Below are 25,911 nucleotides of genomic sequence, written 5' to 3' on the forward strand. Positions count from 1 at the left end.
GAGATCATGACCGCCGCCAGTCCATTGAGGCGCACGGCCGCGAGCCGGCCCTCCCGGCGCCGCGACACCCACGAACTCCGCCGGTGAAGGCGCGATCCAGGCACCCGGAACCCCGGCGTCCGCGTCGCCGCCAGACCCTCCGCGCACGGCAGACCGCGCTGGCCCTCGCCGTCACCGGAGCGGTAGCACTCACCGGGACGCTCGCTCTCACCGGATCCCTCGCACTCCCCGGTGGCGTCCTCTTCGCCGACGGTGCCAGGCACGGGGGCCGCGGCACTCCCGCCCCCGGCGCCTCGGCCCGTCCGACCCCGTCCCCCGGCGCGCCGGGCATCGGCGACCCGCTGATGCCGCTGGCCGGCAACGGCGGCTACACGGTCCGCCGCTACACACTCGACTTCGACTGGCGGGCGCCTCGGACGCCCTTCGGAGCCGGAGCCACCATCAGCGCCACCGCCACCCAGGCCCTGTCCCGCTTCGACCTGGACTTCGCGGGCAACGCGCTGCACCACGTCACCGTCGACGGCACGCGGGCCACCACCGCCCGCCGAGCCGACGAACTCGTCGTCACGCCCGCGAAGCCGATCCCCCGCGGCGCCACGTTCACCGTCCGCGTCACCTACACCGCCGACCCGGCCCGCAGCCGGCACCGCGACGACGCCATCCAGGACTACGGCTGGGTTCCCACGCCCGACGGCACCCTGCTCTGCGCGCAGCCCGACGGCGCCAAGATGATCTTCCCGGCGAACGACCACCCGAGCCTGCGGGCACCGGTCACCTTCCGGATCACCACCCCCGCGGGGCTCACCGCTGTGGCCAACGGCCGGCTCGTCGGTACCGTCCGGCGGCCGGACGGCCGCGTCCGATGGACCTACGACTCCGAACAGCCGATCGCGGCACAACTGGTCCAGATGGCGATCGGCAGGTTCACGTTCGTCGACAGCAGAGGCCCGCACGGGCTGCCCGTCCGCGACGTGGTCCCCGACGCCCTGGTCACGGACACCGAGGCCCAGCGCTCGCTCACTCCGGAGCACCTGGCCTGGCTGGAACGGCGTCTCGGCCCGTACCCGTTCCGCCGCTACGGCGTGCTGGTCGGGGACACCGACCTGCCCGTGGCGCTGGAGACACAGTCGCTGTCCGTCGTACCGAAGGACGACCTGCTGGGTGACCGGGTCGACGCCGAACGCAATCTCGTGCACGAACTGACGCACCACTGGACGGGCGACAGCGTCGCCATCCGGCGCTGGTCCGACCTGTGGCTCAGCGAGGGACACGCCCGCTTCTACGAACGTCTGTACTCCGAGGAGCACGGCGGCGTGAGCCTGGAGTCCGCGATGCGGGCGGCCTACGAACAGCACGACCAGTGGCGGCACGACGACGGGGCGCCGGCCGAACCCACCGAGGCGACGCTCTTCAAGGTCATGCGGTACGACGGCTCGGCGCTGGTGCTGTTCGCACTGCGGGAGAAGGTCGGTACCGAGACCTTCGACAGGATCGAGCGGGCGTGGGTGACCGAGTACCGGGGCCGTGCGGCCGGCACCCGGGACTTCACCGCGCTCGCGTCCCGGATCGCGGGCGAGGACCTGCGCCCCTTCCTGACTCCGTGGCTGTACGGGGCGCACACGCCGCCCATGCCCGGCCACCCGGACTGGCAGGTGCATCCGGTCGAGGACTGAAGCCCGCCCGCGGTCGCGCGTCGTGCCCCAGGAGGCGGAGTCGCTGCCGCCGACCGGGTGGCCTCTGCCGGGCCGCTGGTCCACCCCGGTGAAGCTCGCCACGACGCGGCGCGCCGGGCACGGAAACCTACGAGGGGTGGTGTGACGGCAGGGCAACACCTTTGTCCTGGTTGTGCCGAGCCTGGTTGGGAGCCCCGCAATGAGAAGAAGAGTCGCCGCACAAGTGCCCGGAGTCGTCCGGAGGTGCCGCAGGACGGCATGCGTGATCGCGTCGGCGGCTGTGCTGTCGCCCCTGCTGATCCTCCCGATGTACGGCACCGACGATGCGGCGGACCGGCGCCTCGAGGACGCCTTCACGGAGGCCGCGCACGAGTTCCACGTACCGCGCAGCGTGCTCATGAGCGTGTCCTACATGCAGTCCCGGTGGGACTCCCATCCCGGCGCGCCCAGCGTCGCGGGCGGCTACGGGCCGATGCACCTGGTGGACGCCCACCGCGGCCAGGCCCCGGCACAGGAACCCAGCCCGCGGCCACCGGAAGGCGGCCTCACCCCGCCGCTCGTGGGGGCGGCGGCGCCGCCCGTCGCGGGCACCACGGACACCGCGTCCAGCCGCGCCGTACAGCCCGCGGACCTGCGGCAGGCGGCCCGGCTGATCCACTCCCCCGCCGGACGCCTGCGGACGGACGCCACCGCGAACGTGCGCGGCGGCGCGGCACTCCTGGCGGCCACGCAACGGCAGCTCGGCAACAAGCTCAGCGCCGACCCGGCGGACTGGTGGGAGGCGGTGGCGCGCTTCCCGGGCACCCGGGACGTCACATCAGCCGCGACGTACGCCGACGACGTCTTCGCCCTCATCCGGCGGGGAACGCACCGCACGACCGCCGAAGGACAGGACGTCACCCTTCCCGCCACCCCCGGCGTACGACCGCACACCCGCCCCCACGTTTCCCGGCAGCCGAAGAACGTCGAGTGCCCGGCCGAGCTGTCCTGCGACTGGCTCGGCGCCCCGTACGAGGAGATCGACGACAACGAGTACGGCAACCACGACATCGCCGACCGGCCCCGCGACCAGTCGATCGAGTACATCGTCATCCACGACACCGAGGCCGTGCTGCCGAACATGCTCAAAACCGTGCAGGACCCGACGGAGTCGTCCTGGCACTACTCGATCCGCTCCAGCGACGGCCACGTCATCCAGCACGTCAGGACGAAGGACGAGGCCTGGCACTCCGGCAACCAGTTCGTGAACTCCCGCTCCATCGGCATCGAACACGAGGGCTTCCTCAGGCAGCCCGGCACCTGGTACTCGGAACAGATGTACCGGGCCTCGGCCCGCCTGGTGCGGTACCTGGCGAAGAAGTACGGCATCCCGCTCGACCGGCAGCACATCTTCGGCCACGACAACGTGCCGTCCCCGACCGCCGACACGATCCCGGACATGCACGACGACCCCGGCCCCTTCTGGGACTGGCGGCACTACTTCGACCTCCTGGGCGCGCCCCTGCGGGCGACGGCGGGACCCGACAGCGACATGGTGACCATCCTGCCGGACTTCGCCAGGAACAAGCCGCGGTACACGGGGTGCGCCGAGAGCGGTTCACCGTGTCCGCCGCACGGATCCAGTGCCGTACGGCTGCACACCGAACCGGACGAGGGCGCCCCGCTGATCCAGGACCCGGGCCGCAAGCCGGACGGCGACGACTCCACGGAGGACGTCAACGACCTGGGGTCCCGCGTCTCCACCGGCCAGACCTTCGCCGTCGCCGGCCGCGACGGTGACTGGACCGCCATCTGGTACCAGGGCCACAAAGCGTGGTTCAAGAACCCCAAGAAGCAGCCGACCGCCGTCGGTGCGGCCGGGCGCATGGTCACACCGGCGCAGGGCCGGGACGAGATCCCGGTGTACGGACGTGCCCTCCCGGAGGAGGACGCCTACCCGGACGACGTGCCGGAGCAGCCCGAATCACCGCTCCCGTACAGCCTCCTCGCGGGCCAGCGGTACGTCACGCAGTCCCGCGTCGGCAGCTCCTACACCGCCAGGTCGTCCTTCACCGACACGCCCAACCCGGTCGTCTGGGGCCGGGAACGCTACTACGAGATCCAGCTCGGCCACCGGCTCGCGTACGTCCGCGCGAGCGACGTGGACGTGGTGGACACACCCCCTGCCGCGGGCCCACCGGCACGCAAGGACGGCCCGGCGCATCGATGACGCGGCGATCGCCGGCCCGGCGCCGCCGCTAGGCCGTCAGACTCGCCCTGTCGCCCATCACGACGACAGGATGGCGCGCGGGGTCGAGCGTGCGCAGCAGGTGCTCCATGGCCTCCTTGGAGACGCTGACGCAGGCCGAGGTGCCGCTGCCGTGGTCCATGTGCAGCCAGATACCGCCGCCCTTGCCCGTGCCCGCGGGGCGGGTCGCGTCGCGCGGCGGGGTGCCCCGCAGACGGTTGTAGTCGATGGCGATGACGTAGTCGAAGTCGTGCTGGTGTGCCTCGTCCCACTCCGCCGGGGGCGCGTAGGCGTCCTCGTCCCGGTCGTAGGGCAGCCGGGTGCCCGGGTCGGGCAGGACACCGCCCGCGTCGGTGAGGGTGAACACGCCGACCGGGCTGCGCTGGTCACCCTCGTGGTGGTCGCTGGTCCAGCCGGCGCGCCCGTTGTGAGCGGGCCAACTGCCCACCGGGCGCCACGTGGCGCCCCGCCGCGTGTACAGCACCAGCCTGGACTCGGGCGAGTCGTCGTCCTCGCCGTACACGGCCACGACCTGGCGGGAGCCGGCGGGAATCCGCCGGTACAGGCGGTCGCCGACGCCCGGGATGCGCGTCGGATCGGTCGTGGGGGCGGACGACACGGTGGGCGTCGGCCCGAGGGGGGCATGAGCACCGTGCGCGCCGCGGTCGGAGGCGGGTTCGGGGGCGGTCGTGCCGCAGGCGGAGAGCGCTGCGAGAAGGAGTCCGAAGGCCGCCGCCGCGAGCGTCATGCGCCGCGCACTGTCGATCTGCACCCGCTCATGGTGGCATCACGCCCCGGCCGGTTGTGCGATGTTTCGGGCGTTCACCGTGTCGGGTGACGGTCCTTCGAACAATGTGCCGCCCTGCGCTCCCGGTGCTCCCGGTGCCTGTCCGGAACCCGCGGACATCACAGGGCCCGGCAGGAAAACCGTTTGAAATTCACCTCCGTGCGACGCGACCCTTTCACGGCTTGCTGCCGCTCATCGCCCTCTTCTCCTCCCTGACACGAGCCACTGGGACGTCATGCAGATTCAAGACCTTCCGTATTCCGATCCTGGCGTCCCCGACGCGCGTTCGGGTCCCCGGTTCCTGTGGTGGCTCTGGCGCAACCAGCTGGGCGGACAACTGAAGGCGCTCGCCTGGGGCCTGCTGCACTTCGTCGGAGTCTCCGCGCTGCCCTTCTGCGTCGGTCTGGCCGTGCAGGCGGTCATCGACCGCTCCGGCACCCGGCTGGCCCTGACGGGTGGTCTGATGCTGGTCTGCGGCACGGCCATCGCGGTCGGCGACACCTTCCTGCACCGGGCCGCGGTGACCAACTGGATCACCGCCGCCGCCCGCCTGCAGCAACTGCTGGCCCGCAGGGCCGCCCTGCTGGGCTCCGCTTTGACCCGGCGGGTCGCGGCCGGCGAGGTCGTGGCCGTCTCCACCGGTGACGTGGAGAAGATCGGCTGGTTCGTCGAAGCGGTCTCCCGTTTCACCGCCGCCGCACTGACCGTCGTGATCGTCTGCGTCGGCCTGCTCGTCTACCAGCCGGCGCTCGGCGTGGTCGTCGCCGTCGGGCTGCCCGTCGTGGCACTCGCGGTGCTGCCCCTGCTGCCCCGGGCGACGCGACGCGCCGACGAACAGCGCGCGAAGGCCGGCCGGGCCACCGAGCTGGCCTCGGACACCGTCGCCGGACTGCGGGTGCTGCGCGGCATCGGCGGCGAGGAGCTGTTCCTCGACCGCTACCGCCACGCCTCCCAGGAGGTACGGCACGCCGCTGTGCGCAGCGCCCGGATGTGGTCGCTGATCTCAGCCGTCCAGGTACTGCTGCCCGGACTGCTGCTCATCGCCGTCGTCTGGCACGGCATCCACCTGGCCCGCCAGGGCCGGATCACGGTCGGTGAACTCGTCACCGTCTACAGCGCCGTCATGATCCTCAACTACCCGCTGCGGCACTTCGAGGAGATCGCCATGGCGTACTCCTTCTCCCGTCCCTCGGCCACGCGGGCAGCCCGGGTGCTGTCGCTGAAGCGGTCCACGGCTCCCCTCCGCACGGACGGGGACCGGGACGGGCACGGGCACGGGAACCAGAACTCGGCCGAGGCCGAGGCCGAGGCCGAAGCCGGGGTTGTGCCTGAGGCTGAGGCCGGGGTGCCGGCCGGTGATCTGTACGACCCGGCGACCGGTCTGCTCGCCCCCGCCGGCCGGTTCACGGCCGTGGTGTGCGGCGACCCGGACGCGGCGGGCACGCTCGCCGAGCGGCTGGGCGGCCACCCGGCGGAACCGGACAGGTCGGTGCTCCTCGGTGGGGTGCCCCTGGACGCGTTGGCCCTCAGCACCGCCCGGACCGCCGTCCTCGTCCAGGACAAGGATCCGGTGCTGCTGTCCGGCACCCTGCGCGAGCTGCTCGACGTACCCTCCTCCGGAGCCGTCCGGGCCGCGGACGCGCTGGCCGCGGCCCGGTGCGAGGACGTACTGGACGCGCTCGTGCAGGGTTCCCTGGACGCCGCCGACCCGATGGACGCCCGCATCACCGAGCGCGGACGCTCCCTTTCGGGCGGCCAGCGCCAGCGACTCGCGCTCGCCAGGTCGCTGATCACCGATCCGGAGGTGCTGGTACTGGACGAGCCGACCTCCGCGGTCGACTCGCACACCGAGGCACGTATCGCGGACGGACTGCGCCGGCTGCGTTCAGGGCGGACGACGGTCGCGTTCACCTCCTCCCCGCTGCTGCTCGACCGCGCGGACCGGGTCGTCCTGGTCCACGAGGGCGAGGTCGTCGCGGTCGGCACCCACCGGGAGCTGGTCGACAGCGAGCCGCGGTACCGGGCCGTGGTGACCCGGGAGACCGACGAGGAACTGGCCGGAACCCGCGAGGAACCGGCCGGAGCCGACGGAAGGCCCGCCGGTTCCGACGCGGGTGTGCTGATGGAACTGGAAGAGATGGAGGAAAGCGCATGATCGGCGTTGCGCCCCCGGCGTACGACCCTGCGGCCCCGACCACCGCCGCCACCCTGCCCGTCGGCACCGCCGCCACCGTGCGCGCGTACGTCGCCGAGCTGTTCCGCCGGCACCGCCGCGCCTTCCTGCTGCTCGTCACCGTCAACACGGTGGCCGTGATCGCCTCGATGGCGGGTCCCTACCTGCTCGGCGATCTGGTCCAGCGGGTGACGGACGACTCCGGGGAACTGCACCTGGGCCTGACCGCCACGCTCTTCCTGCTGGCACTGGCCGTGCAGGCCGTCTTCGTCCGGCAGGTACGGCTGCGGGGCGCGATGCTCGGCGAGCGGATGCTGGCCGACCTGCGCGAGGACTTCCTCGTCCGGTCCGTAGGGCTGCCGCCGGGCGTGCTGGAACGGGCCGGCACCGGTGACCTGCTCTCCCGGATCACCACCGACATCGACCGGCTGGCCAACGCGATGCGTGAGGCCGTGCCGCAGCTGGCCATCGGTTTCGTGTGGGCCCTGCTGCTGCTCGGCGGGCTCCTGGTGACGGCCCCACCACTGGCCGCGGCCGTGCTGCTCGCCGTACCGGTGCTGGTGGCCGGCTGCCGCTGGTACTTCAAGCGGGCACCCTCCGGCTACCGCTCCGAGGCTGCCGGGTACGCCGCCGTCGCCGCCGCGCTCGCCGAGACCGTGGACGCGGGCCACACCATCGAGGCGCACCGCCTCGGCGCCCGCCGCATCGCCCTCTCCGAACGGCGGATCAAGGAATGGACCGCCTGGGAGCGCTACACCCTCTGGCTCCGCTCGGTGCTCTTCCCGGTCATCAACGCCGTGCACGTCATCGTGCTCGGCTCGGTCCTGATGGTCGGCGGGGCGCTCGTCCTGCACGGCTGGCTGGACGTGGGCCGGCTGATCACCGGGGCGCTCATCGCGCAGATGCTCGTCGACCCGGTGAACCTGATCCTGCGCTGGTACGACGAGGTGCAGGTCGCCCAGGTCTCGCTGGCCCGCCTGGTCGGGGTGCGGGAGGTAGAGCCGGACGCGGGTGACGCCGCGCTGGCTCCCGACGGGCGGGACGTGCGCGCCGACCGGGTGCACTTCGGCTACCGCGAGGGCGTCGACGTGCTCCGCACGGTCTCCCTGGAGGTCGCCCCGGGCACCCGACTGGCCCTGGTCGGTCCGTCCGGCGCGGGCAAGTCGACCCTGGGCCGACTGCTCGCCGGGATCTACGCGCCCCGGGAGGGCCGGGTCACCCTGGGCGGGGCGGAGCTGTCCCGGATGCCCGCGGAGCGCGTACGCTCGCACGTCGCCCTGGTCAACCAGGAACACCATGTCTTCGTGGGTTCCCTGCGCGACAACCTCCTGCTGGCCCGCACCGGCGCCACGGACGCCGAGCTGTGGGCGGCGCTGGGCGCGGTCGACGCCGACGGCTGGGCGCGGGCGCTCGAGGACGGCCTGGACACCGAGGTCGGCTCCGGCGGACTCGGCCTGACGCCCGCGCAGGCCCAGCAGATCGCGCTGGCCCGGCTGGTGCTGGCCGATCCGCACACCCTCGTCCTGGACGAGGCGACCTCGCTGCTCGACCCGCGGGCGGCACGCCATCTCGAACGCTCGCTGGCGCGTGTCCTCGACGGCCGCACCGTCGTCGCCATCGCCCACCGCCTGCACACCGCCCACGACGCCGACGTGATCGCCGTCGTGGAGCACGGACGTATCAGCGAACTGGGCAGCCACGACGAGCTGGTCACCGCGGACGGCGCGTACGCGGCCCTGTGGCGCTCCTGGCACGGGTGATGACGGTGGGGCTGGATCGCCGGGACCCGGGCCGGAGCCGCGGCCGGGGCTTGTGGGGTCTGGGCCGGGGCCGCTGTCTGGGCCGGCGCTTGTGATGCCTGCGGCGCGGCCGGTGTCCGGGCCGACGGTGATAGGCCGGTCCACGGCCCCGGTGTCCTCACCGACGGCCGGGCGACGGCCGGCGGCACCCGTGCCGGCACGGCCGAGGCAGGACAGGTCGGCCATGCCGGTGCGGCCCCGGTACCGGTGCGCCGCGGGCCGGACCCGGCATCGGTGCGGAGGCCCGGCTCCTCGCCGGGGTCCGTGCCGTTGCGCGGTGCCGAGCAGGGGTGGAAGGCTGGAAAGCGGCACCGGTCGGGGGAGCACGCGGGAACCACCCGGTTCCCAGCGCGCAACCTCCGTGCCGGGCGCGCCGACGGCCCGCCGTCCGCTGGTGCGGCACAGGGCCGTCCTCACCACCTGGAGGTACTCGTGGACAGCGCCGACGGCTGGGGGGACGACGTCTACCAACCCGACGCATCGGAAATACCGGAGGATTCGGGGGTGCTCGACGTCGAGGACACACTGGACTTCGACGGCATCGCCGAACCGCTCGACCGCGGCTGGTCCCCTCCCGAGCGACCGTGGGCGGTGGAACACATCGGGGTGACGGCTGCCGAACGCAAGGCGGGCGAGAGCCTCGACCAGCGGCTCGCCGAGGAGCTGCCCGACCTGGCCACCCCCCGCGGCGACGGCATCGGTGACTGTGACGGCACGGACGGGGAACTGCTCGACAACGAGGTCGGCAACCTCCGCTCCGGTCGGCTGGTGGCCCCCGACGAGGGCGCGCACGAGGACGAGGAGCCCGCTCTGGTCGCCACCGACGTCGGCATCGACGGTGCCGCCGCCTCCGCCGAGGAGGCCGCGATCCACATCGTCGACGAGGATTCGCTCCCCGGCTGACCCGCACGCCACCGGCCCGACCGGCCCGCAGGAGGAGCTGCCATGCAGCAGGACAAGCAACCCGACTACCACCCCGTCGTCTTCCGCGACCGGGCCGCCGGATACGCGTTCCTGACCCGGTCCACCGCATGGAGCGAGCAGACCATCGACTGGGACGACGGCCGGACCTACCCGGTGATCGACGTGGAGATCTCCTCGGAGAGCCATCCCTTCTACACGGGCAAGGCCCGCAGCGTGGACACCGAGGGCCGCATCGCCCGGTTCGAGCGCCGGTACGGCGGGGCGGACGCGGGTGGGGCGAGCTGATCCGGCAGGGTTCCTCAGATCACGTTGAGGGCCGCCGCACAGCCCACTCCGCCGAGCAGCATGAATACAGGCATCAGCACCCGCAGCTCGACCCAGCTGCCGGCCCGGAACCGCATCGGCTTCGGCGGCCCGATCGGGTACCAGCGCTTGCGGCCCACCGGGATCGGCCACAGGATCGGGCAGCCGGACACGGTCAGCGCGTCCCCGATGTCGTGCACCAGCGCCCCCAGCACGACCGGCAGCCCCAGCCACACATACTCCTGCCCGGGCGCGGTGAAGAGCCAGTCGGAACCATTGCCCGGCTTGTCCAGCACTCCCGCGATGATCCACGCGCTGGCGGCCGCCAGCAGCCAGACCAGGACGTCGCTGCTGGAACCGCGCGCCGCCCGCCACAGCAGGCCCTCGATCGCCAGCACCATGTGTACGAACAGGATCGTCAGCACCGCCCAGCGGCCGCCCGTGATCGCCGCCGCTGAGCAGCCGGCACCTATGAGCACCGCCCAGAGCCACGTGTGGGTCAGCGTGCGGTGACCGCCGGAGCGGCGTGGGTCGCCCTGCTTCCTGGTCGCCTTGTAGACGGCGTACGACAGCTTGTCCACGATCTCGCAGATCCATCGGGAGATCGGCCCGAAGGCCCGGGAGATGGTGGCCGCCTTGTGGTCGAGGTCCGGGGCGAGCGCGGCACCGGCGCAGATCAGCGCACCGGTGAGGAGGACCGGCCAGGGCATCGCATGACCAGCCGCGGCGGCGGCCGCACCGACGCCGAGCCAGGCCGCGGCCCCCGACAGTGAGTGTGCTGGTCCCATCATGGCCGCTTCCCGCCCCATTTCTCGTGTGCCGCTGTCCAGTTGACCTGGTGCACCGACGCTGCGCCGGCGACACAGCGTAGCGGCCGTGATCTTCGGCCCCGCAGCCGATTCCCCGGTCAGGCGGGAGGCCAGGCAAGATGGGGGCGTGACCCTCATCGATCAGCTGCCGCCGACCGCCGACCCCGACGCCCTGTACGAAGCCTTCGAGGCGTGGGCGCAGGAGCGCGGCCTCACTCTGTACGCGCACCAGGAGGAGGCGCTGATCGAGGTCGTTTCCGGGGCGAACGTGATCGTGTCGACGCCCACCGGTTCCGGTAAGAGCATGATCGCCGCGGGCGCTCACTTCGCGGCGCTGGCCCGCGACGAGGTCACCTTCTACACGGCTCCCATCAAGGCGCTGGTGTCGGAGAAGTTCTTCGAGCTGTGCAAGATCTTCGGCACCGAGAACGTCGGCATGCTCACCGGTGACGCGTCCGTGAACGCCGACGCACCCGTGATCTGCTGCACCGCCGAGGTGCTGGCGTCGATCGCGCTGCGCGACGGCAGGGGCGCGGACGTCGGCCAGGTCGTCATGGACGAGTTCCACTTCTACGCCGAGGGTGACCGCGGCTGGGCGTGGCAGATCCCCCTGCTGGAACTGCCGCAAGCGCAGTTCATCCTGATGTCGGCGACTCTGGGAGACATGTCCTTCTTCGAGAAGGACCTCACCCGCCGTACCGGCCGCCCCACGGCGGTGGTCCGCTCGGCCACGCGGCCGGTTCCCCTCTCCTACGAGTACCAGCTCACCCCGCTCACCGAGACACTCACCGAGTTGCTGGAGACCAGGCAGGCGCCGGTGTACATCGTGCACTTCACGCAGGCGCAGGCCGTGGAGCGGGCACAGGCGCTGATGAGCATCAACATGTGTTCGCGCGAGGAGAAGGACCGGATCGCCGAACTGATCGGCAACTTCCGCTTCACCACCAAGTTCGGCCGAAACCTCTCCCGTTACGTCCGGCACGGCATCGGCGTGCACCACGCCGGCATGCTGCCCAAGTACCGGCGCCTGGTGGAGAAGCTCGCACAGGCCGGGCTGCTGAAGGTCATCTGCGGCACGGACACGCTCGGCGTGGGCGTCAACGTGCCCATCCGCACGGTGCTGTTCACGGCGCTGACCAAGTACGACGGCAACCGCGTGCGGACGCTGCGGGCCCGGGAGTTCCACCAGATCGCGGGCCGGGCCGGCCGGGCCGGCTTCGACACGGCCGGGCTCGTCGTCGCGCAGGCTCCGGAGCATGTCGTCGAGAACGAGAAGGCGCTGGCGAAGGCGGGCGACGACCCCAAGAAGCGGCGCAAGGTGGTGCGCAAGAAGGCGCCGGAGGGCTTCGTCGGCTGGACGGAGAACACCTTCCAGAAGTTGATCGAGTCGGATCCGGAGCCGCTGACCTCGCGCTTCCGGGTGACGCACACGATGCTGCTGTCGGTGATCGCCCGCCCGGGCAACGCGTTCGAGGCGATGCGCCACCTGCTGGAGGACAACCACGAGCCCCGCAGGCAGCAGCTCCGGCACATCCGCCGGGCGATCGCGATCTACCGCTCGCTGCTCGACGGCGGCATCATCGAGAAGCTCGACAAGCCGGACGCCGAGGGCCGCATCGTCCGGCTCACGGTCGACCTCCAGCAGGACTTCGCGCTGAACCAGCCGCTGTCCACGTTCGCCCTCGCCTCGTTCGAACTCCTCGATCCCGAGTCGCCGTCCTACGCCCTCGACATGGTCTCCGTCGTCGAGTCCACCCTGGACGACCCGCGGCAGATCCTGGCCGCCCAGCAGAACAAGGCGCGCGGTGAGGCCGTGGCCGCGATGAAGGCGGACGGTGTCGAGTACGAGGAGCGGATGGAGCGCCTCCAGGACATCGCGTACCCGAAACCGCTGGAGGAGCTGCTCTTCCACGCGTACGACACCTACCGCAAGAGCCATCCGTGGGTGGGCGACCACCCGCTGTCCCCTAAATCGGTCGTCCGGGACATGTACGAGCGGGCGATGTCCTTCACGGAGCTGGTGTCCCACTACGAGCTGGCCCGCACCGAGGGCATCGTGTTGCGCTACCTCGCCAGTGCCTACAAAACCCTCGACCACACCATCCCGGACGACCTGAAGTCCGAGGACCTCCAGGACCTGATCGAGTGGCTGGGCGAGATGGTGCGCCAGGTGGACTCCAGCTTGCTGGACGAGTGGGAGCAGCTGGCCAATCCGGCGGAGATGACCGCCGAGGAGGCCCAGGAGAAGGCCGACGAGGTCAAGCCGGTCACCGCCAACGCCCGCGCCTTCCGCGTCCTCGTCCGCAACGCCATGTTCCGCCGCGTGGAGCTGGCCGCCCTCGACCACGTCGAGGAACTGGGCGAGATGGACGCCGAGTCCGGCTGGGACGCCGACGCGTGGGGTGAGGCGATGGACAAGTACTGGGACGAGTACGACGACCTCGGTACCGGCCCCGACGCCCGCGGCCCCAAGCTGCTCGTCATCAACGAGGAGCCGGAGAACGCTCTGTGGCGTGTCCGCCAGATCTTCGACGACCCGAACGACGACCACGACTGGGGCATCAGCGCAGAGGTCGACCTCACGGCCTCGGACGCCGAGGGCCGCGCGGTCGTCCGCGTCACCGATGTCGGCCAGCTGTGAGCACAGGAGAAACCCACTGATGACGAATCCGGCCGAGAGACTGGTCGACCTGCTGGACCTTGAGCAGATCGAGGTCAACATCTTCCGTGGCCGCAGTCCGCAGGAGTCCCTCCAGCGGGTTTTCGGTGGCCAGGTGGCGGGACAGGCCCTGGTCGCCGCCGGCCGCACCACGGACGGCGAGCGCCCGGTGCACTCGCTGCACGCGTACTTCCTGCGCCCGGGCCGTCCCGGCGTGCCGATCGTGTACCAGGTGGAGCGGGTCCGCGACGGGCGCTCGTTCACCACGCGCCGGGTCACAGCCGTGCAGCAGGGTCGCACGATCTTCAATCTGACCGCCTCCTTTCACAAGCCTGAGGAAGGATCGTTCGAGCACCAGCTCCCGCCGGCCCGTGAGGTACCGGACCCCGAGTCGCTGCCTACGGTCACCGAGGAGATACGCAAGCATCTGGGTGCGCTGCCCGAGCAGTTGGAGCGGATGGCACGCCGCCAGCCGTTCGACATCCGGTACGTCGACCGCCTGCGCTGGAACGCCGACGAGATTGAGGGTGCCGAGCCGCGCAGCGCCGTGTGGATGCGCGCGGTCGGCCCGCTCGGCGACGATCCGCTGGTGCACACGTGCGCGCTGACCTACGCCAGTGACATGACCCTCCTGGACGCGGTGCGCATCCCGGTCGAGCCGCTGTGGGGACCGCGGAACTTCGACATGGCGTCCTTGGACCACGCCATGTGGTTCCACCGGCCGTTCCGGGCGGACGAGTGGTTCCTGTACGACCAGGAGTCGCCGATCGCCACCGGCGGGCGTGGCCTGGCCCGCGGTCGCATCTACGACGTACGGGGACGGCTGCTCGTCTCGGTCGTTCAGGAAGGCCTGTTCAGGTCCCTGTGACATCCGACGGCAGATGCCCCGCGGGGTGGTCGGACCGTGCGGTTCGTGGGCCTCTCCACCGCAGCCAGGCTCGCAGACCACGAGACGGCCGCGTGGCTTCCGGCGGTGACTGCGGCACCGCCCGCGGCGTTCGCCGTACGCCGGGGGGCGCCGCCTGGCCGGTACCTTCCGACTCGTGACCCTGTGGGAGGAGTACGGCTGCCGGTCGCACCGCCCGCAGCCGGGGCCATGCCGCCGGCCGGGTCGCCGGTCCCGGCCGTCGTGTCGGCCGCCCGAGCGGCCGGGACACCGGCTCGGGTACTCGCGCCGCCGACCCGCATCGGTGCGCCGGCGCCCCAAGAAGTCCCGTCGTCGACTCAGACGGCCGTGCGGTCGGCTCAAGCGTTCGCCGCGTTGGTTCAGGCCCTCGCCGCGTTGGTTCAGGCCCCCGCCGCGTCGGTTCAGCCGCTCGCGGCATTGGTTCGGGCGGTAGCGGCGTCGGTTCGGGTGCTCGCGGCGCGCGATACCCGGACCGCGTCGCCGGACCAGGGAACCACGCCGAGTCCTCCACGGGCCGGGTGACCGTGCGCGCCATCGGCGGGATGGGCCGCGCCGCCGCCCGGATCACCGGCGGAACGCGGCGGGCGGCGGGGCGCGGGGCGGGCGAGAGGGTGCGCGCCTCTTCCATCGCGCGCGCCAGGTCGCTGCGCAGCCAACCTAGTTCATCCGCGTCCTGGGCCGTCATGATTCGCTCGGCAAGTTCCGCGGAGGGCGTTCCGGGAGCGCCCTGACCGGATGGGACCGGGCGGAACCGGTTCAGGTAGGCACGGTCGTACGGGTCCCTGACGATGTCGGCGACCTCGGCGGCGGGGAGCAAGCCGGCCACGGCCCCGGCGCGGGCCCAGGGATGCTCCGCCTGCCGCAGCAGGATTCCAAGGCGGCGCCCCCGCCAGTTGCGGGCCCGCAGATCCACTCCGGCCGCCAGCTGGCCGCGCAGGGTCTCGGGTGTACGGCCCTTGAGCAGGCCCGTGTTCTTCGCGTCCGCGGCGAACTCCCTCAGTTCTTCCGCCAGATAGAGCCAGACCACGGCCCGGTAGCGGTTGAGGTAGAACTTCATGGGCACGAGCAGGCCGAGTCGGGCGAGCCGGGTGAAGCGGCCGGCCGAGATGTCCATGAGGGCGGCGCCCTCCGCGGTGCCCATGACCCGTACCCGCTCGCGCAGGGCGTCGGGGAAGCCGTCCTGTGACCGGAGGCGGTCGATCTCCGCCCATTCCACCCGGCGGTCTCCACCCCCGCCCTCGTCGGGCACGGTCCGGATGCGGCCGAGGTGCACGGCGAGGTCGAACTCGCCCCGCTTGAGCTCCAGTTCCCGAGTGGCACGACTCGGTGTGCAGCGGCTGGACCGGTTCGGGCCGACGGTGTTTGCCGACATGGTCGTACTCCCCCGTGGAGTGAGTGGCTCACGCCCCGTGCGTTCGCCGTGCACACACCGTAGCCAATTCGTCGCCACCGGTGGCAGTCCTGTGGATAACTCGACGCGCTCGGGAGAAGGCGCTGGTCAGGCGTCCGCGATACGCGTCTTTTCGGGGTGTCTGGCGTTGACGCCGAGGTGTTCGCCGACCCGGTTGACGAGGAGGGTCATCTCGTAGGCGATCTGACCGATGTCGGCCTCCGCGCCGCTGAGCACGCACAGACAGCTGCCGGCGCCGGCCGCGGTCACGAACAGCACGGCATCGTCGTACTCGATCATCGTCTGGCGCACCCTGCCCGCACCGAAGTGGCGTCCCGAGCCCTTGGCGAGGCTGTGCAGGCCGGACGCGACGGCTGCCAGATGCTCGGCGTCCTCGCGGCGTAGGCCCGTACTCGCTCCCGTGACCAGTCCGTCGTTCGACAGGACCAGCGCGTGCCGCACGTGGTCCACCCGCTGGGTCAGATCGTCCAGGAGCCAGCCGAGTCCCTGGTTCTGCACCATGTCCCTCCCCGTGTGATGTCTCCCCCTGGCTGGAGGAACCCCTCCGCCAGCCTTCCCCACGACCGGCGTGCGGGCAAGCAGGATGGGCTCATGGCAGAGAAGATGACCGATGAGGAGTGGCGGGCGTTCGTCTCGGACGGCACCCGCACCGGCAAGCTGTCCACCGTTCGCGCAGACGGGAGCCCGCATGTGGCTCCGATCTGGTTCGTGCTCGACGGGGAGGAACTGGTCTTCAACACCGGCAAGGACACGGTGAAGGGACGCAATCTGGCCCGTGACGGCCGGGTTGCCCTCTGCGTGGACGACGACCGTCCACCCTTCCACTTCGTGGTGGTCAGCGGCCGGGCCCGGTTGTCGGAGGACCTGGCCGAGGTGCGCCTTTGGGCCACCCGGATCGCCGCCCGGTACATGGGTCAGGCGCGCGCCGAGGAGTACGGCGCCCGCAACGGCGTGCCGGGCGAACTGCTCGTCCGCGTCACCGTCGACAACGTGGTGGCCGTGCGGGACCTGGCGGCCTGAGCGGCGCGTCGAGCCGTCCGAGTCCCGGAGCCGGGCGGTGTGTGCCCCGCCCGGCTCCCTCGACGAGCCGGATCGGCACTTCCTCGCCGGAGTCCCTCCTCGTGATGGTGAGACATCATGCGGAACATGAGAGACGACCACACACACGTCCAGGAGTTCTTCACCACGCGGGCGGCCGACTGGGACAGCCGGTTCCCGGACGACGGCCCGGCATACGCCGCCGCCGTCACCGGTCTCGGGCTGCGGGAGGGCGACCGCGTCCTGGACGCCGGGTGCGGCACGGGGCGCGCCCTGCCACCTCTGCGGGCCGCCGTGGGCCGCTCCGGCGTGGTGCTGGGCGCCGATCTGACCCCGGCGATGCTCCGGGCCGCCGTACGGGCGGGCAGGGACCGCGACGGCCGGCTGCTGCTCGCGGACGTCGCCGCGCTGCCGCTGCGCCCAGGGGGCCTGGACTCCGTGTTCGCCGCCGGCCTGATCGCCCACCTGCCACATCCGGCGGACAACCTGCGGGAACTGGCCCGCGTGGTCAGGCCGGGCGGCACCCTCGCCCTCTTCCATCCCATCGGGCGCGCGGCCCTGGCAGCACGTCACGGCCGCCGGATCACCCCTGACGACCTGCGCGCCGAGGCCAATCTCGGTCCCCTTCTGGACCGTTCGGGGTGGCGCATGACCTCGTACACCGACGAGGACGCGCGGTTCCTCGCGCTCGCGGTCCGCGAGGACTGACGCCCCGGAGGTGCGGTCAGCCGGTTCCGGCGACCGCTTCCGCGAAGGCATCGGGGTTGTCGAACATGGCGTTGTGCCCGGCTCCAGGCACCGTCACCACCCGTACGCCGGCCGATTCCAGGCCGTCCCGCCCCGCGAGTTCACCGCTGTACGCGCCCTGGAGGAAGACACGTTCGACGGGCGACTGCTCCAGGAGTGTGCGCATCACCGGATCCGAGCCCCGGCGCAGACCGACGGCGCTGCGGTGCAGGGCGCGGGGGTCGGTCAGCCGCATGGTGGCCGCCCACAACGGCCCGACGGCGTCGAGCACGCGCGCGTACCCCCTCTCGACGAACTCGTCCTCTTCGTAGGAGGCGATGGTGCTGCTGGCCGCGGTCACCGGTGGGAAGGCGTCCAGATTGGCCTCCGTGAGGACCAGGCGGGAGACGAGGTCGGGCCGCCGGTGGGCGAGCACGACGGCTACGGCGCCACCCATGCTGTGCCCGACCAGTTCGGCACCGGCTGCCCCCGCCACGTCGAGGGCAGCCGCGACCGCGTCGGCGTGTTCCTCCAGCGTGTAGCCGAAGTCCTGGGGGCGGTCGCTCGTGCCGTGTCCGGGAAGGTCCACGAAGAGAGTGCGCCGGCCCGCGAGGGCGGGCCTGGCCGCGATGTGTGCGTGGTACGCGGTGGACATCGACCCGAGCCCGTGCAGATACACCCGGGCGGGCTCCGCTCCAGGCGTCTCGGTCCACCGGATGCGGCTTCCCCTGCTGTCGAACGTGGCCTGCTGCACCGCGCCCCTCCCATCCCCTGACGTCTTCGAGACCAAGATACATCCATGACGATGTATAGCGGCAACGTTCTACTGCTGGAGCAATGTATGAATGAGGAAGAATGCGGTCATGCTCGAACTCGCCATCCTGGGTTTTCTGTACGACTCCCCGCTGCACGGGTACGTCCTGCGCCGTCACATCGCCGCGCTCACCGGCCATGTGCGCCCCGTCGCCGAGAGCACTCTGTACCCGGCGATCAAGCGGCTGGAGAAGGCCGGTCTGCTGGTGCGGGCCACCGAGCCCGGTGCGGTGGCCGCCCCCCGGCATGTGCTGAGGCTGACGGAGGAGGGCAGGCGCGAGCTGAAGCGCCGGCTCGCCGAGCCCGCGCAGCGCGAGATCACCGACGAGAACGACTGGTTCACGCTGCTGGCGTTCCTCAGGCACCTGGCGGATCCCGCCGCGCAGGCGGCCGTACTGCGGCGCCGGCTGGCCTTCCTCCAGGAGCCGGCGAGCTTCTTCTACGAGGGCGACCGGCCGCTGCGCGCCGAGGAGCTGGACGACCCGTTCCGGCAGGGTGTGCTCACCATCGCCCGGGCCACGAGCCGGACCGAACTGGCCTGGCTGCGCGACACCCTGACGTCACTCGACGGGATCGGCCGCTGAGCCCTCCCGGGACCGCACCGGGCAGCCGCGCAGCCCGGGGACCGGGCGGGTGCCGAGGTCGGCCACGCGGTAGCCGTTCGGGTATCCCCTGATCTCCCGGTTCTGGCGTGCGAAGTGCGGGGTGCGGCGCGGCGGCAGCAGCCGGACCAGCCGGCCCCGCGTCCGTACGGCGCCACGCACCAGCGCGGAGGTGGCCGCGGCGGGTCGCCGGTAGCGGAAGGCGCGCAGCAGCTGCTCGTCCAGCAGGGCGAGCGTCGCCGTACGCAGCAACGGTGCCAGGGGCCACGGGTACCAGGACGCCATCAGGCCGAGGGTGGCGTCGGAGACACGACGGGCCCCCTCGTCCCAGCCGGAGTGGGCCTCTTCGTAGGCGTCGAGAAGGGCTTCGAATTCCTCGTAGGTCTCCGGAATGCCGGGGATGCCCATGTGCCGGCCGAGGGTGCGGTAGTACTCCGTGGTGGCGACGACCTCGTGCCGGGACAGCCGCCGCCAGCCGTAGGCGTCGATCCAGCGCCGGGGCACCACGACGAAGGTGCTCAGCACGTACCGCATGTCGTCGTCACTGATGTCGTAGCTGCGGTGCATCTGGTTGATGCGACGGATCGCGGTACGCCCCCGCTCCGCGGTGAAGCCGTGTTCCACAATGGTGTCGAGGAGCAGCGAGGTGTCGTCGTACCGCTTCTGTGTGTGTTCGGTCAGCTCCGCCGTCCGCGCCAGCAGCCGCCCGATGCTCGGCACGGCGTAGGTGCGGTAGAGAGCCAGCTCGAGGGCACGCGTGTAGTCCCAGGGGAACTCGAGGGTCACACTGATCCGGTAGATCTCCGGTGCGTCTTTCACCGGGTCCAGCAGGCGGATCTGGCCGAGCCGCTCGAACCGCTTCACCGCGTCGTCCCCTTATGTCGCCGAAACAACAACTCTACGTTAGAGAGGAGGAGTTGAACGATCGACCTGATCCTGTACGGGGAGAGAGAGTGATCCACGTGTTCGACATGGTTCGCGGATACGCCGCCAGGCTCCGCGCCTCCACGCACGCGCAGCCGGCGGATGCCCATGAGAGGCGCGCGCACAATTTGTTCGAAGCGGCGGCCGTCTATGTGGTCGCCCGTGCGCAGGACGACCAGGACGGGGTCGAGGAGGCGGCGGCCTGGGTGTCCCCGGAGGCGTTGTCGTTCGGCGTGAGCGAGCTGGCCTGCCGAGCGGTCGTCGCACTGGCCCGGGAACGCGCCCAGCCGCCCGGTGCGGTGGCCCGCGATCTCCTCGGGCTGCCCGCGGCCTGAGGAGATCTCCACTTCCCGGAGGTGGCCGTTTCGCCCCTGTCCAGGGGGAAACCTGCTGCTCCACCGGCGTGCGTGCCCGTGACAAGCGGCTTCCGCTCGCACTAAGGTGCGCGCCGATGGACGAACCACTGGGGAGGCTGGGATGGCCGGGACGGACGATGCGGCCGTCGCCGCCGCGGACGATGCGCTGTATGTGCTGACGGCGGTACTGCTGACGCCGGCGCAGTTCCCGAGCGTGCTGGGCGACGACTACCCGGAGGCCTGCGCGGCCCTGGGGCTCGCGCCTCGCGCCGACGGGTACGGCCTGGTGCTGGGCCAGGACGGGGACGGCGCCCGCTGGACGGTCGTCATCGACGACGTCTCGCTGGTCGCCGTGGCGATCGCGTCCTGGGACTGCGGCATGGAGTACGAGCTGTCACCGGACGAGCACGCGGTCGTGACCGCGCTACCGGGGTGGCCCCTGGCCGTCGCCGTCGCGGCACCCGGGGTGCCCGCTCCGCACGACCCGTCTCCCGAGACGGCGGGCGGTCCGGTGCTGCGCCCACCGGACACCCGAGTCTGGGGGTCGGCACAGCGCCGTCTCGGCGCCGACGAGATCGCGCTCCAGTGGGCGGCCTGGCGGCAGCAGATCAGCGACACCGACTTCAAGGCTCCTGCTGAGCGCCCGGAAGCGACGGCGTCCTCGCCGGAAGGCGAGGAAGGCGCGACGGACCCGAGGCGCGCGCCGGGCACTGAGGGCGGCGCGGGTGCTTCGGCGGGCGGTCACGCGGGAGTGCGCCGGGTACTCGCGCAGGCGCGTGCCTACCTCGACTCGCCGCCACCGCTCGGCCGGGTCCGCTCGTCGTTCGCTCCCGGTGAGGCCCGTACGCTGCGCGCCGACGGTCCCGGCTGGTCGATCGTGGCCCGCACCGACGACATCGCGTTCGTCCTGCTCGACGAGGAGCCCGGCGGAGTCCTGCCGGTGGGCCGGGGCCCCGAGCTGCCGGGCCTGCTGGAGGCGCTGGACAAGATGGCCGTACGACCCCTGTGAGCCGGGCCGGCCGGACGGAAGCCGCCGTACGCCGACGGGAGCCGCGCCCCGCGGGCTGACGCGATCCCCGGCGGCCCGGTTTGTCCGGGCAGTCGCTGCGCGAGCGATCGCCGGCGGTGGGCCAGGTGTGTCAGCGGCCGATCTCCTTGCGGGAGACCCGGCGCAGTCTGCGCCGCTGGGACGGGTCCAGCGTCAGGTACGCGGCGACCGGAACGCCCACCACGATCAGGAACGTCACCCACCAGGGCAGCCAGATCAGCAGGATCAGCCCGACTGCCACGCCCCCCGCGGCGATCTTCGCGTTCTTGGACATGTACGTCGCCTCCTTCGCGGCCACTGCCGCTCTCTGATGTGAGAACGGCCGTCCGCTCCCATCGGTTCCGGCTGCGAACCCTGAGACATCCCTGAGACGCGCCCTTCCGGGGTGCGGACGAGTACCCGCGGGCGAACAGGCCGTGAAGTCGGCCCGGTCGTCGAGTCGGCAGGGCCGGGACGGTCACGGCTCGGCGTGCTGTACTCTCGGCGATCCGATCGAGTAGTCAAATTTGAGGAGTGCGGCAGAGTCGTGGAGACCTTCCCCTCGGCACCGATGTCCGATCCCTCCGAACTGGCCCGCTGCTGCGTCCTGTTCCTGCCGTCCGACCCCGCGCGGGCGGGCCGGATCGCGTTCTGGCGGGCGGACGGTGCGGCTCCGCCCGGCGCGGCAGCCGGCTCGGTGACCCGTCTGGAGCTGGTGTTGCCCGCGGCGGACGGCCATGTCGAACGGGTTCCTGTACCCGCCCTCGTGCTGCCCGTGGGCGCTGCCCTGTCGGTACTCGCGCGCGCGCGTGCACTGCCGGAAGAACACCGGGCCACCGCTTTCTGGCGTACGGCGTACGAACTGGCCCTGGGATTCCTGGCGCGCGGCCTGCTGCTGCCAGGTCTGTCCGCGGGTGACCACGACACCTGGCGTGTCGGACCGCTGTCCGCGCACGACGCGGAGCTGGTCCGCGAACTCGCCGCAGCCATGCCTCCCGAAGCACATGCCACCCCGCTCACGGCAGAAGGGCCACCGCTGCTGCCCGACCCGGAGCGGCTGCTGCGCTCCTTCCTGGACGCGGTCGCCGACGTACTCCCCCGCTCCCCTGCCGCACCGCTGGTGACCGGCACCCGCGCGTACGCCGGGCCCGAGTTACAGCGTCTGCCCGCGCTGCGGGCATGGGCCGACGGCATCGCCGCGGGGTATGACGCGGGCGTGCGGCTGTCGCTGCGCGTGGAGGCGTCCGGCCTCGAAGACGCCGCACACGAGGACGCTCCGGTGCGGTTCCGCGCGGTGCTCCAGGTGCACGGCCGGCACGGGGCGGCGGACGTCATGGACGCCGCCGGCCTGTGGACCGGTGCGGCAGCCGGACGCGAGGTGTCGGTGTCACGCGCGTGTGCGGACGCGTCCTCGGCATCGCAGACCGGGGACGCCTCCGCGTTCGCTTCGCGCGCGCGTGCGGACGCGCTCCTGGCCCTGCGCCGCGCGGCCCGGGCCTGGCCGCCCCTGACGCCCCTCCTCTCCGCGGCCGTTCCCGACGCCGTCGACCTCGCCGACGAGGAGATCGCCGAACTGCTGAGCGAGGGCGCACGCGCCCTGGCCGCGGTGGGAGTCGACGTGCACTGGCCGAAGGGACTGGCGCGCGGTCTCACGGCCCACGCGTCCATCGGGCCACCGGACGACGGAACCGCCCCATCCGCGAAGTCCGCCCCGTCGCCGTTCCTCTCCGCGGACGCGCGGGTCGCGTTCGCCTGGTGGTTCGGTCTGGACGGGCGGGAGCTCTCCCCGGAGGAACTGGACCGGCTGGCGCGGGCCGAGCGTCCCCTGGTGCGACTGCGCGACGGATGGGCTCTCGTCGATCCGCGGGAGGCGGCGCGGGCCCGCGCCCGGCGGGACCGCTCGCTCTCTTCCGCCGAGGCGCTGGCGGCGGCGCTCACGGGCTCGGCGGAGGTCGACGGCCGACGGGTCGACGCGCGGCCCACGGGATGGCTGAAGGGCCTCCGTGAGCGGCTCACGGCTCCCACGGCGGCTCCCGCCGTCGGACAGCCGCCGGGCCTGGCCGCGACCCTGCGGGACTACCAGCTGCGCGGCCTGGGCTGGCTGGCCCGTACAACAGCCCTCGGGCTCGGCTGCTGTCTCGCCGACGACATGGGGCTGGGCAAGACGATCACACTGATCGCCCTGCATCTGCACCGGCAGACGCATCCCTCGGCGGCCGGACCCACGCTCGTCGTCTGCCCTGCCTCGCTGCTGGGCAACTGGCAGCGCGAGATCGAGCGGTTCGCCCCGGGTGTACCGGTGCGCAGGTTCCACGGGCCGGTACGCGATTGCGGCACCGTGGCACCCGGAGGGTTCGTGCTGACCACCTACGGCACGATGCGCCTGGACGCCGAACGGCTGGCCGGAGTGCCGTGGGGACTGGTGGTGGCCGACGAGGCGCAGCACGTGAAGAATCCTCACTCCGCGACCGCGCGGGCGCTGCGCACCATCGGGGCACGCGCGCGCGTGGCGCTCACCGGCACTCCGGTGGAGAACAACCTCACGGAACTGTGGGCCATCCTGGACTGGACGACCCCCGGCCTGCTCGGCAGTCTCGGCGCCTTCCGCGCGCGGTACGCGCAGCCCGTCGAGGGCGGCCGGGACCCCGCCGCCGCACAGCGGCTCGCCCGGCTCGCCGGACCGTTCCTGCTGCGGCGACGCAAGTCCGACCCCGGCATCGCTCCCGAGCTCCCGCCGAAGACCGAGTCCGATCACCCGGTGGCGCTCACACGCGAACAGACCGGCCTCTACGAGGCCTTCGTCCGTGAGACGCTGGAGCGGATCGCGACCGCCGACGACATGGCCCGCCGGGGCCTGGTCCTGCGGTTGCTGACCGGCCTGAAGCAGATCTGCAACCACCCGGCGCAGTTCCTGAAGGAGGACGAGCCGGGGCTCGCGGGCCGCTCGGGAAAGCTGGAGCTGCTGGACGAGCTGCTCGGCACCATCCTCACGCAGGACGCGGGGGTCCTCGTCTTCACCCAGTACGTGCGCATGGCCCGCCTGCTGGAACGGCATCTGACGGCTCGCGGGGTGCCGTCCCTGCTCCTGCACGGCGGGACCCCGGTCGACGCGCGCGAGGCACTGGTACGGCGTTTCCAGGACGGCGAGGTGCCGGTGTTCCTGTTGTCGCTCAAGGCCGCGGGAACGGGCCTGAACCTGACCCGGGCCGAGCACGTCGTGCACTACGACCGCTGGTGGAACCCCGCGGTGGAGGCGCAGGCCACCGACCGCGCGTACCGCATCGGGCAGACCCGTCCGGTGCAGGTGCACCGGCTGATCACCGAGGGGACGCTGGAGGACCGCATCGCGGAGCTGCTGGGACGCAAGAGGGAACTGGCCGACGCGGTGCTGGGGACCGGCGAGAGGGCCCTGACGGAACTGACGGACGCGGATCTGGCCGCGCTGGTGGAACTGCGCGGGGAGGCGCGATGAGCCGGTACGACGAACGCGACGGTGACACGGGGCGCACCTTCGCCGCACTGCCGCCCGCGCGGGGGCGGGCTTTCGCCCGAACCTGGTGGGGGCACGCCTGGCTGCGGGCCCTGGAGGATGCCGCCCTGGAGGCGGCGGTGGTGAAGGCCGGGCGCCGGCTCGCGCGCGCGGGCGGTGTGGGAGCGGTCACCGTGCGGCCGGGCCGCGTCACCGCCGTCGTACGTGAACCCGGAGGTGCGGCTCACCGGGCGGACGTCCTGTTACCGGAGCTGTCCGACGCGCAGTGGAGACGGTTTCAGGACCTTGCCGTCGAGCAGGCCGGTCACTTGGCCGCGCTGCTCGACCGGGAGCTTCCGCCGCACCTGATCGAGGATGCGGAGGTGGCGGGGATCGCACTCCTGCCGGGCCTCGGCGAGGTGGATCCCGAGTGCGACTGCGGCGCTTGGGACCACTGCGGGCACACCACCGCGCTCTGTCACCAGGTGGCCCGGCTGCTGGACGAGGATCCGTTCCTGCTGCTGATGATGCGCGGGCGGGAGAAGGGGGCCTTTCTCGCGGAGCTGCACGTGCGCAGCGTCGCGGAACCGGCCGGGGCTACGGGCACGGCTGCGGGCGTGGACGCGGCCGAGGCCTGGGCGGCCGCCGGCATCCTGCCGTCGTTGCCCGAGTTGCCCGGACTCCCCCCGGCGCCCGGCGCGCCACCGTCCCTCAGCGTCGGGTCGGCTCCGGCGCCCGGCATCGACCCTGCGGCACTGGAACACTTGGCCGGCCGTACGGCCGTGGAGGCCTGCCGGCTGCTGGCTGCGTCCCTCTGCGGTGACGCGCGGGCGGACCTGACAACCGCTGAGGACGCCGTTCGGCTGGCCTGCGGGACGGTGCCCGCCGCCGTCGCCGAGCGGCTCGCCACGGGGTCGGGGCGGGCTCCCGGCGGACTGGCCGCGGCGGTCCGCGCCTGGCGGTTCGGGGGTCCGGCTGCTCTGGCCGCGCTCGATGAGGAGTGGCAGGTGGAGGGCGCGGCACTCGCACGCGCGCGCGCCGCGCTGGAAGCGGCCTGGGAGACAGCGGAGCGGCCGGTGTTCCAGCGGAGCGGCAACCGGTGGACCGTCCGGAGCGAGGGTGTCCAGCTGCGGCTCGGACAGGAGGGCCGCTGGTGGCCGTATCGCGAGGAGGCAGGCCGCTGGTGGCCGGCGGGCGGAGCGGAAGCCGATCCGGCCACGGCGCTGGCCGCGGCGCGGCGGCCAGGAACCGGTGGGGAGGACGGGGCCTGACGCGCCGGCCACG

General features: G+C 72.2%; 22 protein-coding genes. 15 read left to right on the top strand and 7 right to left on the bottom strand.

Going from position 1 to position 25,911, the window contains the following annotated elements; all coding sequences use genetic code 11:
- The first annotated feature begins 83 nt into the window (after positions 1-83).
- Both ACGFT1_RS03100 and ACGFT1_RS03105 read left to right on the top strand, forming a co-directional pair.
- Positions 84-1,673, top strand: a complete 1,590-nt coding sequence (locus ACGFT1_RS03100; RefSeq protein WP_373907265.1) for a M1 family metallopeptidase — start codon at positions 84-86, stop codon at positions 1,671-1,673.
- A gap of 262 nt (positions 1,674-1,935) precedes the next feature.
- Positions 1,936-3,882 (top strand): N-acetylmuramoyl-L-alanine amidase, encoded by a 1,947-nt coding sequence (locus tag ACGFT1_RS03105; protein WP_373907266.1) that lies wholly within the window; start codon positions 1,936-1,938, stop codon positions 3,880-3,882.
- 28 nt (positions 3,883-3,910) lie between these two features.
- Here ACGFT1_RS03105 and ACGFT1_RS03110 read toward each other — a convergent pair whose 3' ends face one another.
- Entirely contained in the window at positions 3,911-4,648 is a 738-nt protein-coding gene (locus ACGFT1_RS03110; RefSeq protein WP_373907656.1) for a L,D-transpeptidase family protein, read from the bottom strand.
- A 274-nt stretch (positions 4,649-4,922) separates the two neighbouring features.
- On the opposite strand from ACGFT1_RS03110, the gene ACGFT1_RS03115 reads away from it, so the two are divergent.
- From ACGFT1_RS03115 to ACGFT1_RS03130, 4 genes are all read left to right on the top strand, one after another.
- A complete protein-coding gene (locus tag ACGFT1_RS03115) occupies positions 4,923-6,842 on the top strand; it encodes an ABC transporter transmembrane domain-containing protein (protein ID WP_373907267.1) in 1,920 nt (639 codons plus the stop codon).
- Positions 6,839-8,620, top strand: a complete 1,782-nt coding sequence (locus ACGFT1_RS03120; protein ID WP_373907268.1) for an ABC transporter ATP-binding protein — start codon at positions 6,839-6,841, stop codon at positions 8,618-8,620. Before ACGFT1_RS03115 ends, ACGFT1_RS03120 begins: the two co-directional genes overlap by 4 nt.
- Before the next feature lie 471 nt (positions 8,621-9,091).
- The gene (locus tag ACGFT1_RS03125) at positions 9,092-9,562 is read left to right on the top strand and encodes a DUF5709 domain-containing protein (protein WP_373907269.1); all 471 of its coding nucleotides are present in this window, start codon (positions 9,092-9,094) and stop codon (positions 9,560-9,562) included.
- A gap of 42 nt (positions 9,563-9,604) precedes the next feature.
- Positions 9,605-9,868, top strand: a complete 264-nt coding sequence (locus tag ACGFT1_RS03130; protein ID WP_373907270.1) for a type B 50S ribosomal protein L31 — start codon at positions 9,605-9,607, stop codon at positions 9,866-9,868.
- Between the two features lie 14 nt (positions 9,869-9,882).
- Here ACGFT1_RS03130 and ACGFT1_RS03135 read toward each other — a convergent pair whose 3' ends face one another.
- The gene (locus tag ACGFT1_RS03135) at positions 9,883-10,677 is read right to left on the bottom strand and encodes a metal-dependent hydrolase (RefSeq protein WP_361985895.1); all 795 of its coding nucleotides are present in this window, start codon (positions 10,675-10,677) and stop codon (positions 9,883-9,885) included.
- A gap of 145 nt (positions 10,678-10,822) precedes the next feature.
- Between ACGFT1_RS03135 and ACGFT1_RS03140 the strand changes: the two genes are divergently transcribed.
- Both ACGFT1_RS03140 and ACGFT1_RS03145 read left to right on the top strand, forming a co-directional pair.
- Positions 10,823-13,336, top strand: a complete 2,514-nt coding sequence (locus tag ACGFT1_RS03140; RefSeq protein WP_373907271.1) for a DUF3516 domain-containing protein — start codon at positions 10,823-10,825, stop codon at positions 13,334-13,336.
- Positions 13,337-13,355: 19 nt separating this feature from the next.
- Positions 13,356-14,222 carry an acyl-CoA thioesterase gene (locus ACGFT1_RS03145; protein ID WP_373907272.1) on the top strand — a complete coding sequence of 289 codons (867 nt, stop codon included), beginning with the start codon at positions 13,356-13,358 and terminating at the stop codon, positions 14,220-14,222.
- On the opposite strand, the gene ACGFT1_RS03150 is transcribed toward ACGFT1_RS03145, so the two are convergent.
- Positions 14,209-15,633: a DUF6397 family protein gene (locus ACGFT1_RS03150; RefSeq protein WP_373907657.1), complete on the bottom strand. Its 1,425-nt coding sequence runs from the start codon at positions 15,631-15,633 to the stop codon at positions 14,209-14,211. The two genes, ACGFT1_RS03145 and ACGFT1_RS03150, sit on opposite strands and share 14 nt — an antisense overlap.
- Positions 15,634-15,759: 126 nt before the next feature.
- Complete coding sequence (locus ACGFT1_RS03155) at positions 15,760-16,173, bottom strand: roadblock/LC7 domain-containing protein (protein ID WP_373907273.1); 414 nt, start codon at positions 16,171-16,173, stop codon at positions 15,760-15,762.
- A 90-nt stretch (positions 16,174-16,263) separates the two neighbouring features.
- On the opposite strand from ACGFT1_RS03155, the gene ACGFT1_RS03160 reads away from it, so the two are divergent.
- On the top strand, positions 16,264-16,692 hold the full coding sequence (locus ACGFT1_RS03160; protein WP_373907274.1) for a PPOX class F420-dependent oxidoreductase: 429 nt from the start codon (positions 16,264-16,266) through the stop codon (positions 16,690-16,692).
- A 126-nt stretch (positions 16,693-16,818) separates the two neighbouring features.
- Complete coding sequence (locus ACGFT1_RS03165) at positions 16,819-17,418, top strand: class I SAM-dependent methyltransferase (protein WP_373907275.1); 600 nt, start codon at positions 16,819-16,821, stop codon at positions 17,416-17,418.
- 16 nt (positions 17,419-17,434) lie between these two features.
- Here ACGFT1_RS03165 and ACGFT1_RS03170 read toward each other — a convergent pair whose 3' ends face one another.
- Positions 17,435-18,190 (bottom strand): alpha/beta fold hydrolase, encoded by a 756-nt coding sequence (locus ACGFT1_RS03170; RefSeq protein ID WP_373907276.1) that lies wholly within the window; start codon positions 18,188-18,190, stop codon positions 17,435-17,437.
- 109 nt (positions 18,191-18,299) lie between these two features.
- Here ACGFT1_RS03170 and ACGFT1_RS03175 point away from each other — a divergent pair, with 109 nt between their 5' ends.
- A complete protein-coding gene (locus tag ACGFT1_RS03175; RefSeq protein WP_373907658.1) occupies positions 18,300-18,833 on the top strand; it encodes a PadR family transcriptional regulator in 534 nt (177 codons plus the stop codon).
- Here ACGFT1_RS03175 and ACGFT1_RS03180 read toward each other — a convergent pair.
- Complete coding sequence (locus ACGFT1_RS03180; protein ID WP_373907277.1) at positions 18,810-19,715, bottom strand: oxygenase MpaB family protein; 906 nt, start codon at positions 19,713-19,715, stop codon at positions 18,810-18,812. The two genes, ACGFT1_RS03175 and ACGFT1_RS03180, sit on opposite strands and share 24 nt — an antisense overlap.
- 98 nt (positions 19,716-19,813) lie before the next feature.
- Between ACGFT1_RS03180 and ACGFT1_RS03185 the strand changes: the two genes are divergently transcribed.
- Positions 19,814-20,110 (top strand): hypothetical protein, encoded by a 297-nt coding sequence (locus ACGFT1_RS03185; protein ID WP_373907278.1) that lies wholly within the window; start codon positions 19,814-19,816, stop codon positions 20,108-20,110.
- Between the two features lie 142 nt (positions 20,111-20,252).
- Positions 20,253-21,140 (top strand): hypothetical protein, encoded by an 888-nt coding sequence (locus ACGFT1_RS03190; RefSeq protein WP_373907279.1) that lies wholly within the window; start codon positions 20,253-20,255, stop codon positions 21,138-21,140.
- A gap of 130 nt (positions 21,141-21,270) precedes the next feature.
- On the opposite strand, the gene ACGFT1_RS03195 is transcribed toward ACGFT1_RS03190, so the two are convergent.
- Positions 21,271-21,453 carry a hypothetical protein gene (locus ACGFT1_RS03195; protein ID WP_361985878.1) on the bottom strand — a complete coding sequence of 61 codons (183 nt, stop codon included), beginning with the start codon at positions 21,451-21,453 and terminating at the stop codon, positions 21,271-21,273.
- Between the two features lie 276 nt (positions 21,454-21,729).
- Between ACGFT1_RS03195 and ACGFT1_RS03200 the strand changes: the two genes are divergently transcribed.
- Together ACGFT1_RS03200 and ACGFT1_RS03205 are read left to right on the top strand one after the other, a co-directional pair.
- Positions 21,730-24,630: a DEAD/DEAH box helicase gene (locus ACGFT1_RS03200; RefSeq protein WP_373907280.1), complete on the top strand. Its 2,901-nt coding sequence runs from the start codon at positions 21,730-21,732 to the stop codon at positions 24,628-24,630.
- Positions 24,627-25,898 carry an SWF or SNF family helicase gene (locus ACGFT1_RS03205; protein ID WP_373907281.1) on the top strand — a complete coding sequence of 424 codons (1,272 nt, stop codon included), beginning with the start codon at positions 24,627-24,629 and terminating at the stop codon, positions 25,896-25,898. The genes ACGFT1_RS03200 and ACGFT1_RS03205 overlap by 4 nt, the downstream gene beginning before the upstream one ends.
- The last annotated feature ends 13 nt before the right edge of the window (positions 25,899-25,911 follow it).

Origin of the sequence: Streptomyces sp. Y20, from assembly GCF_043195475.1 — a bacterium.
Taxonomy (GTDB): Bacteria; Actinomycetota; Actinomycetes; order Streptomycetales; family Streptomycetaceae; genus Streptomyces.

Coding starts and splice junctions, on each gene's coding strand:
- ACGFT1_RS03165 (WP_373907275.1), top strand. CDS start 16,819: ATGAGAGACGACCACACACACGTCCAGGAGTTCTTCACCACGCGGGCG.
- ACGFT1_RS03160 (WP_373907274.1), top strand. CDS start 16,264: ATGGCAGAGAAGATGACCGATGAGGAGTGGCGGGCGTTCGTCTCGGAC.
- ACGFT1_RS03205 (WP_373907281.1), top strand. CDS start 24,627: ATGAGCCGGTACGACGAACGCGACGGTGACACGGGGCGCACCTTCGCC.
- ACGFT1_RS03115 (WP_373907267.1), top strand. CDS start 4,923: ATGCAGATTCAAGACCTTCCGTATTCCGATCCTGGCGTCCCCGACGCG.
- ACGFT1_RS03120 (WP_373907268.1), top strand. CDS start 6,839: ATGATCGGCGTTGCGCCCCCGGCGTACGACCCTGCGGCCCCGACCACC.
- ACGFT1_RS03135 (WP_361985895.1), bottom strand. CDS start 10,677: ATGATGGGACCAGCACACTCACTGTCGGGGGCCGCGGCCTGGCTCGGC.
- ACGFT1_RS03130 (WP_373907270.1), top strand. CDS start 9,605: ATGCAGCAGGACAAGCAACCCGACTACCACCCCGTCGTCTTCCGCGAC.
- ACGFT1_RS03110 (WP_373907656.1), bottom strand. CDS start 4,648: ATGACGCTCGCGGCGGCGGCCTTCGGACTCCTTCTCGCAGCGCTCTCC.
- ACGFT1_RS03155 (WP_373907273.1), bottom strand. CDS start 16,173: ATGGTGCAGAACCAGGGACTCGGCTGGCTCCTGGACGATCTGACCCAG.
- ACGFT1_RS03150 (WP_373907657.1), bottom strand. CDS start 15,633: ATGTCGGCAAACACCGTCGGCCCGAACCGGTCCAGCCGCTGCACACCG.
- ACGFT1_RS03195 (WP_361985878.1), bottom strand. CDS start 21,453: ATGTCCAAGAACGCGAAGATCGCCGCGGGGGGCGTGGCAGTCGGGCTG.
- ACGFT1_RS03200 (WP_373907280.1), top strand. CDS start 21,730: ATGTCCGATCCCTCCGAACTGGCCCGCTGCTGCGTCCTGTTCCTGCCG.
- ACGFT1_RS03190 (WP_373907279.1), top strand. CDS start 20,253: ATGGCCGGGACGGACGATGCGGCCGTCGCCGCCGCGGACGATGCGCTG.
- ACGFT1_RS03145 (WP_373907272.1), top strand. CDS start 13,356: ATGACGAATCCGGCCGAGAGACTGGTCGACCTGCTGGACCTTGAGCAG.
- ACGFT1_RS03175 (WP_373907658.1), top strand. CDS start 18,300: ATGCTCGAACTCGCCATCCTGGGTTTTCTGTACGACTCCCCGCTGCAC.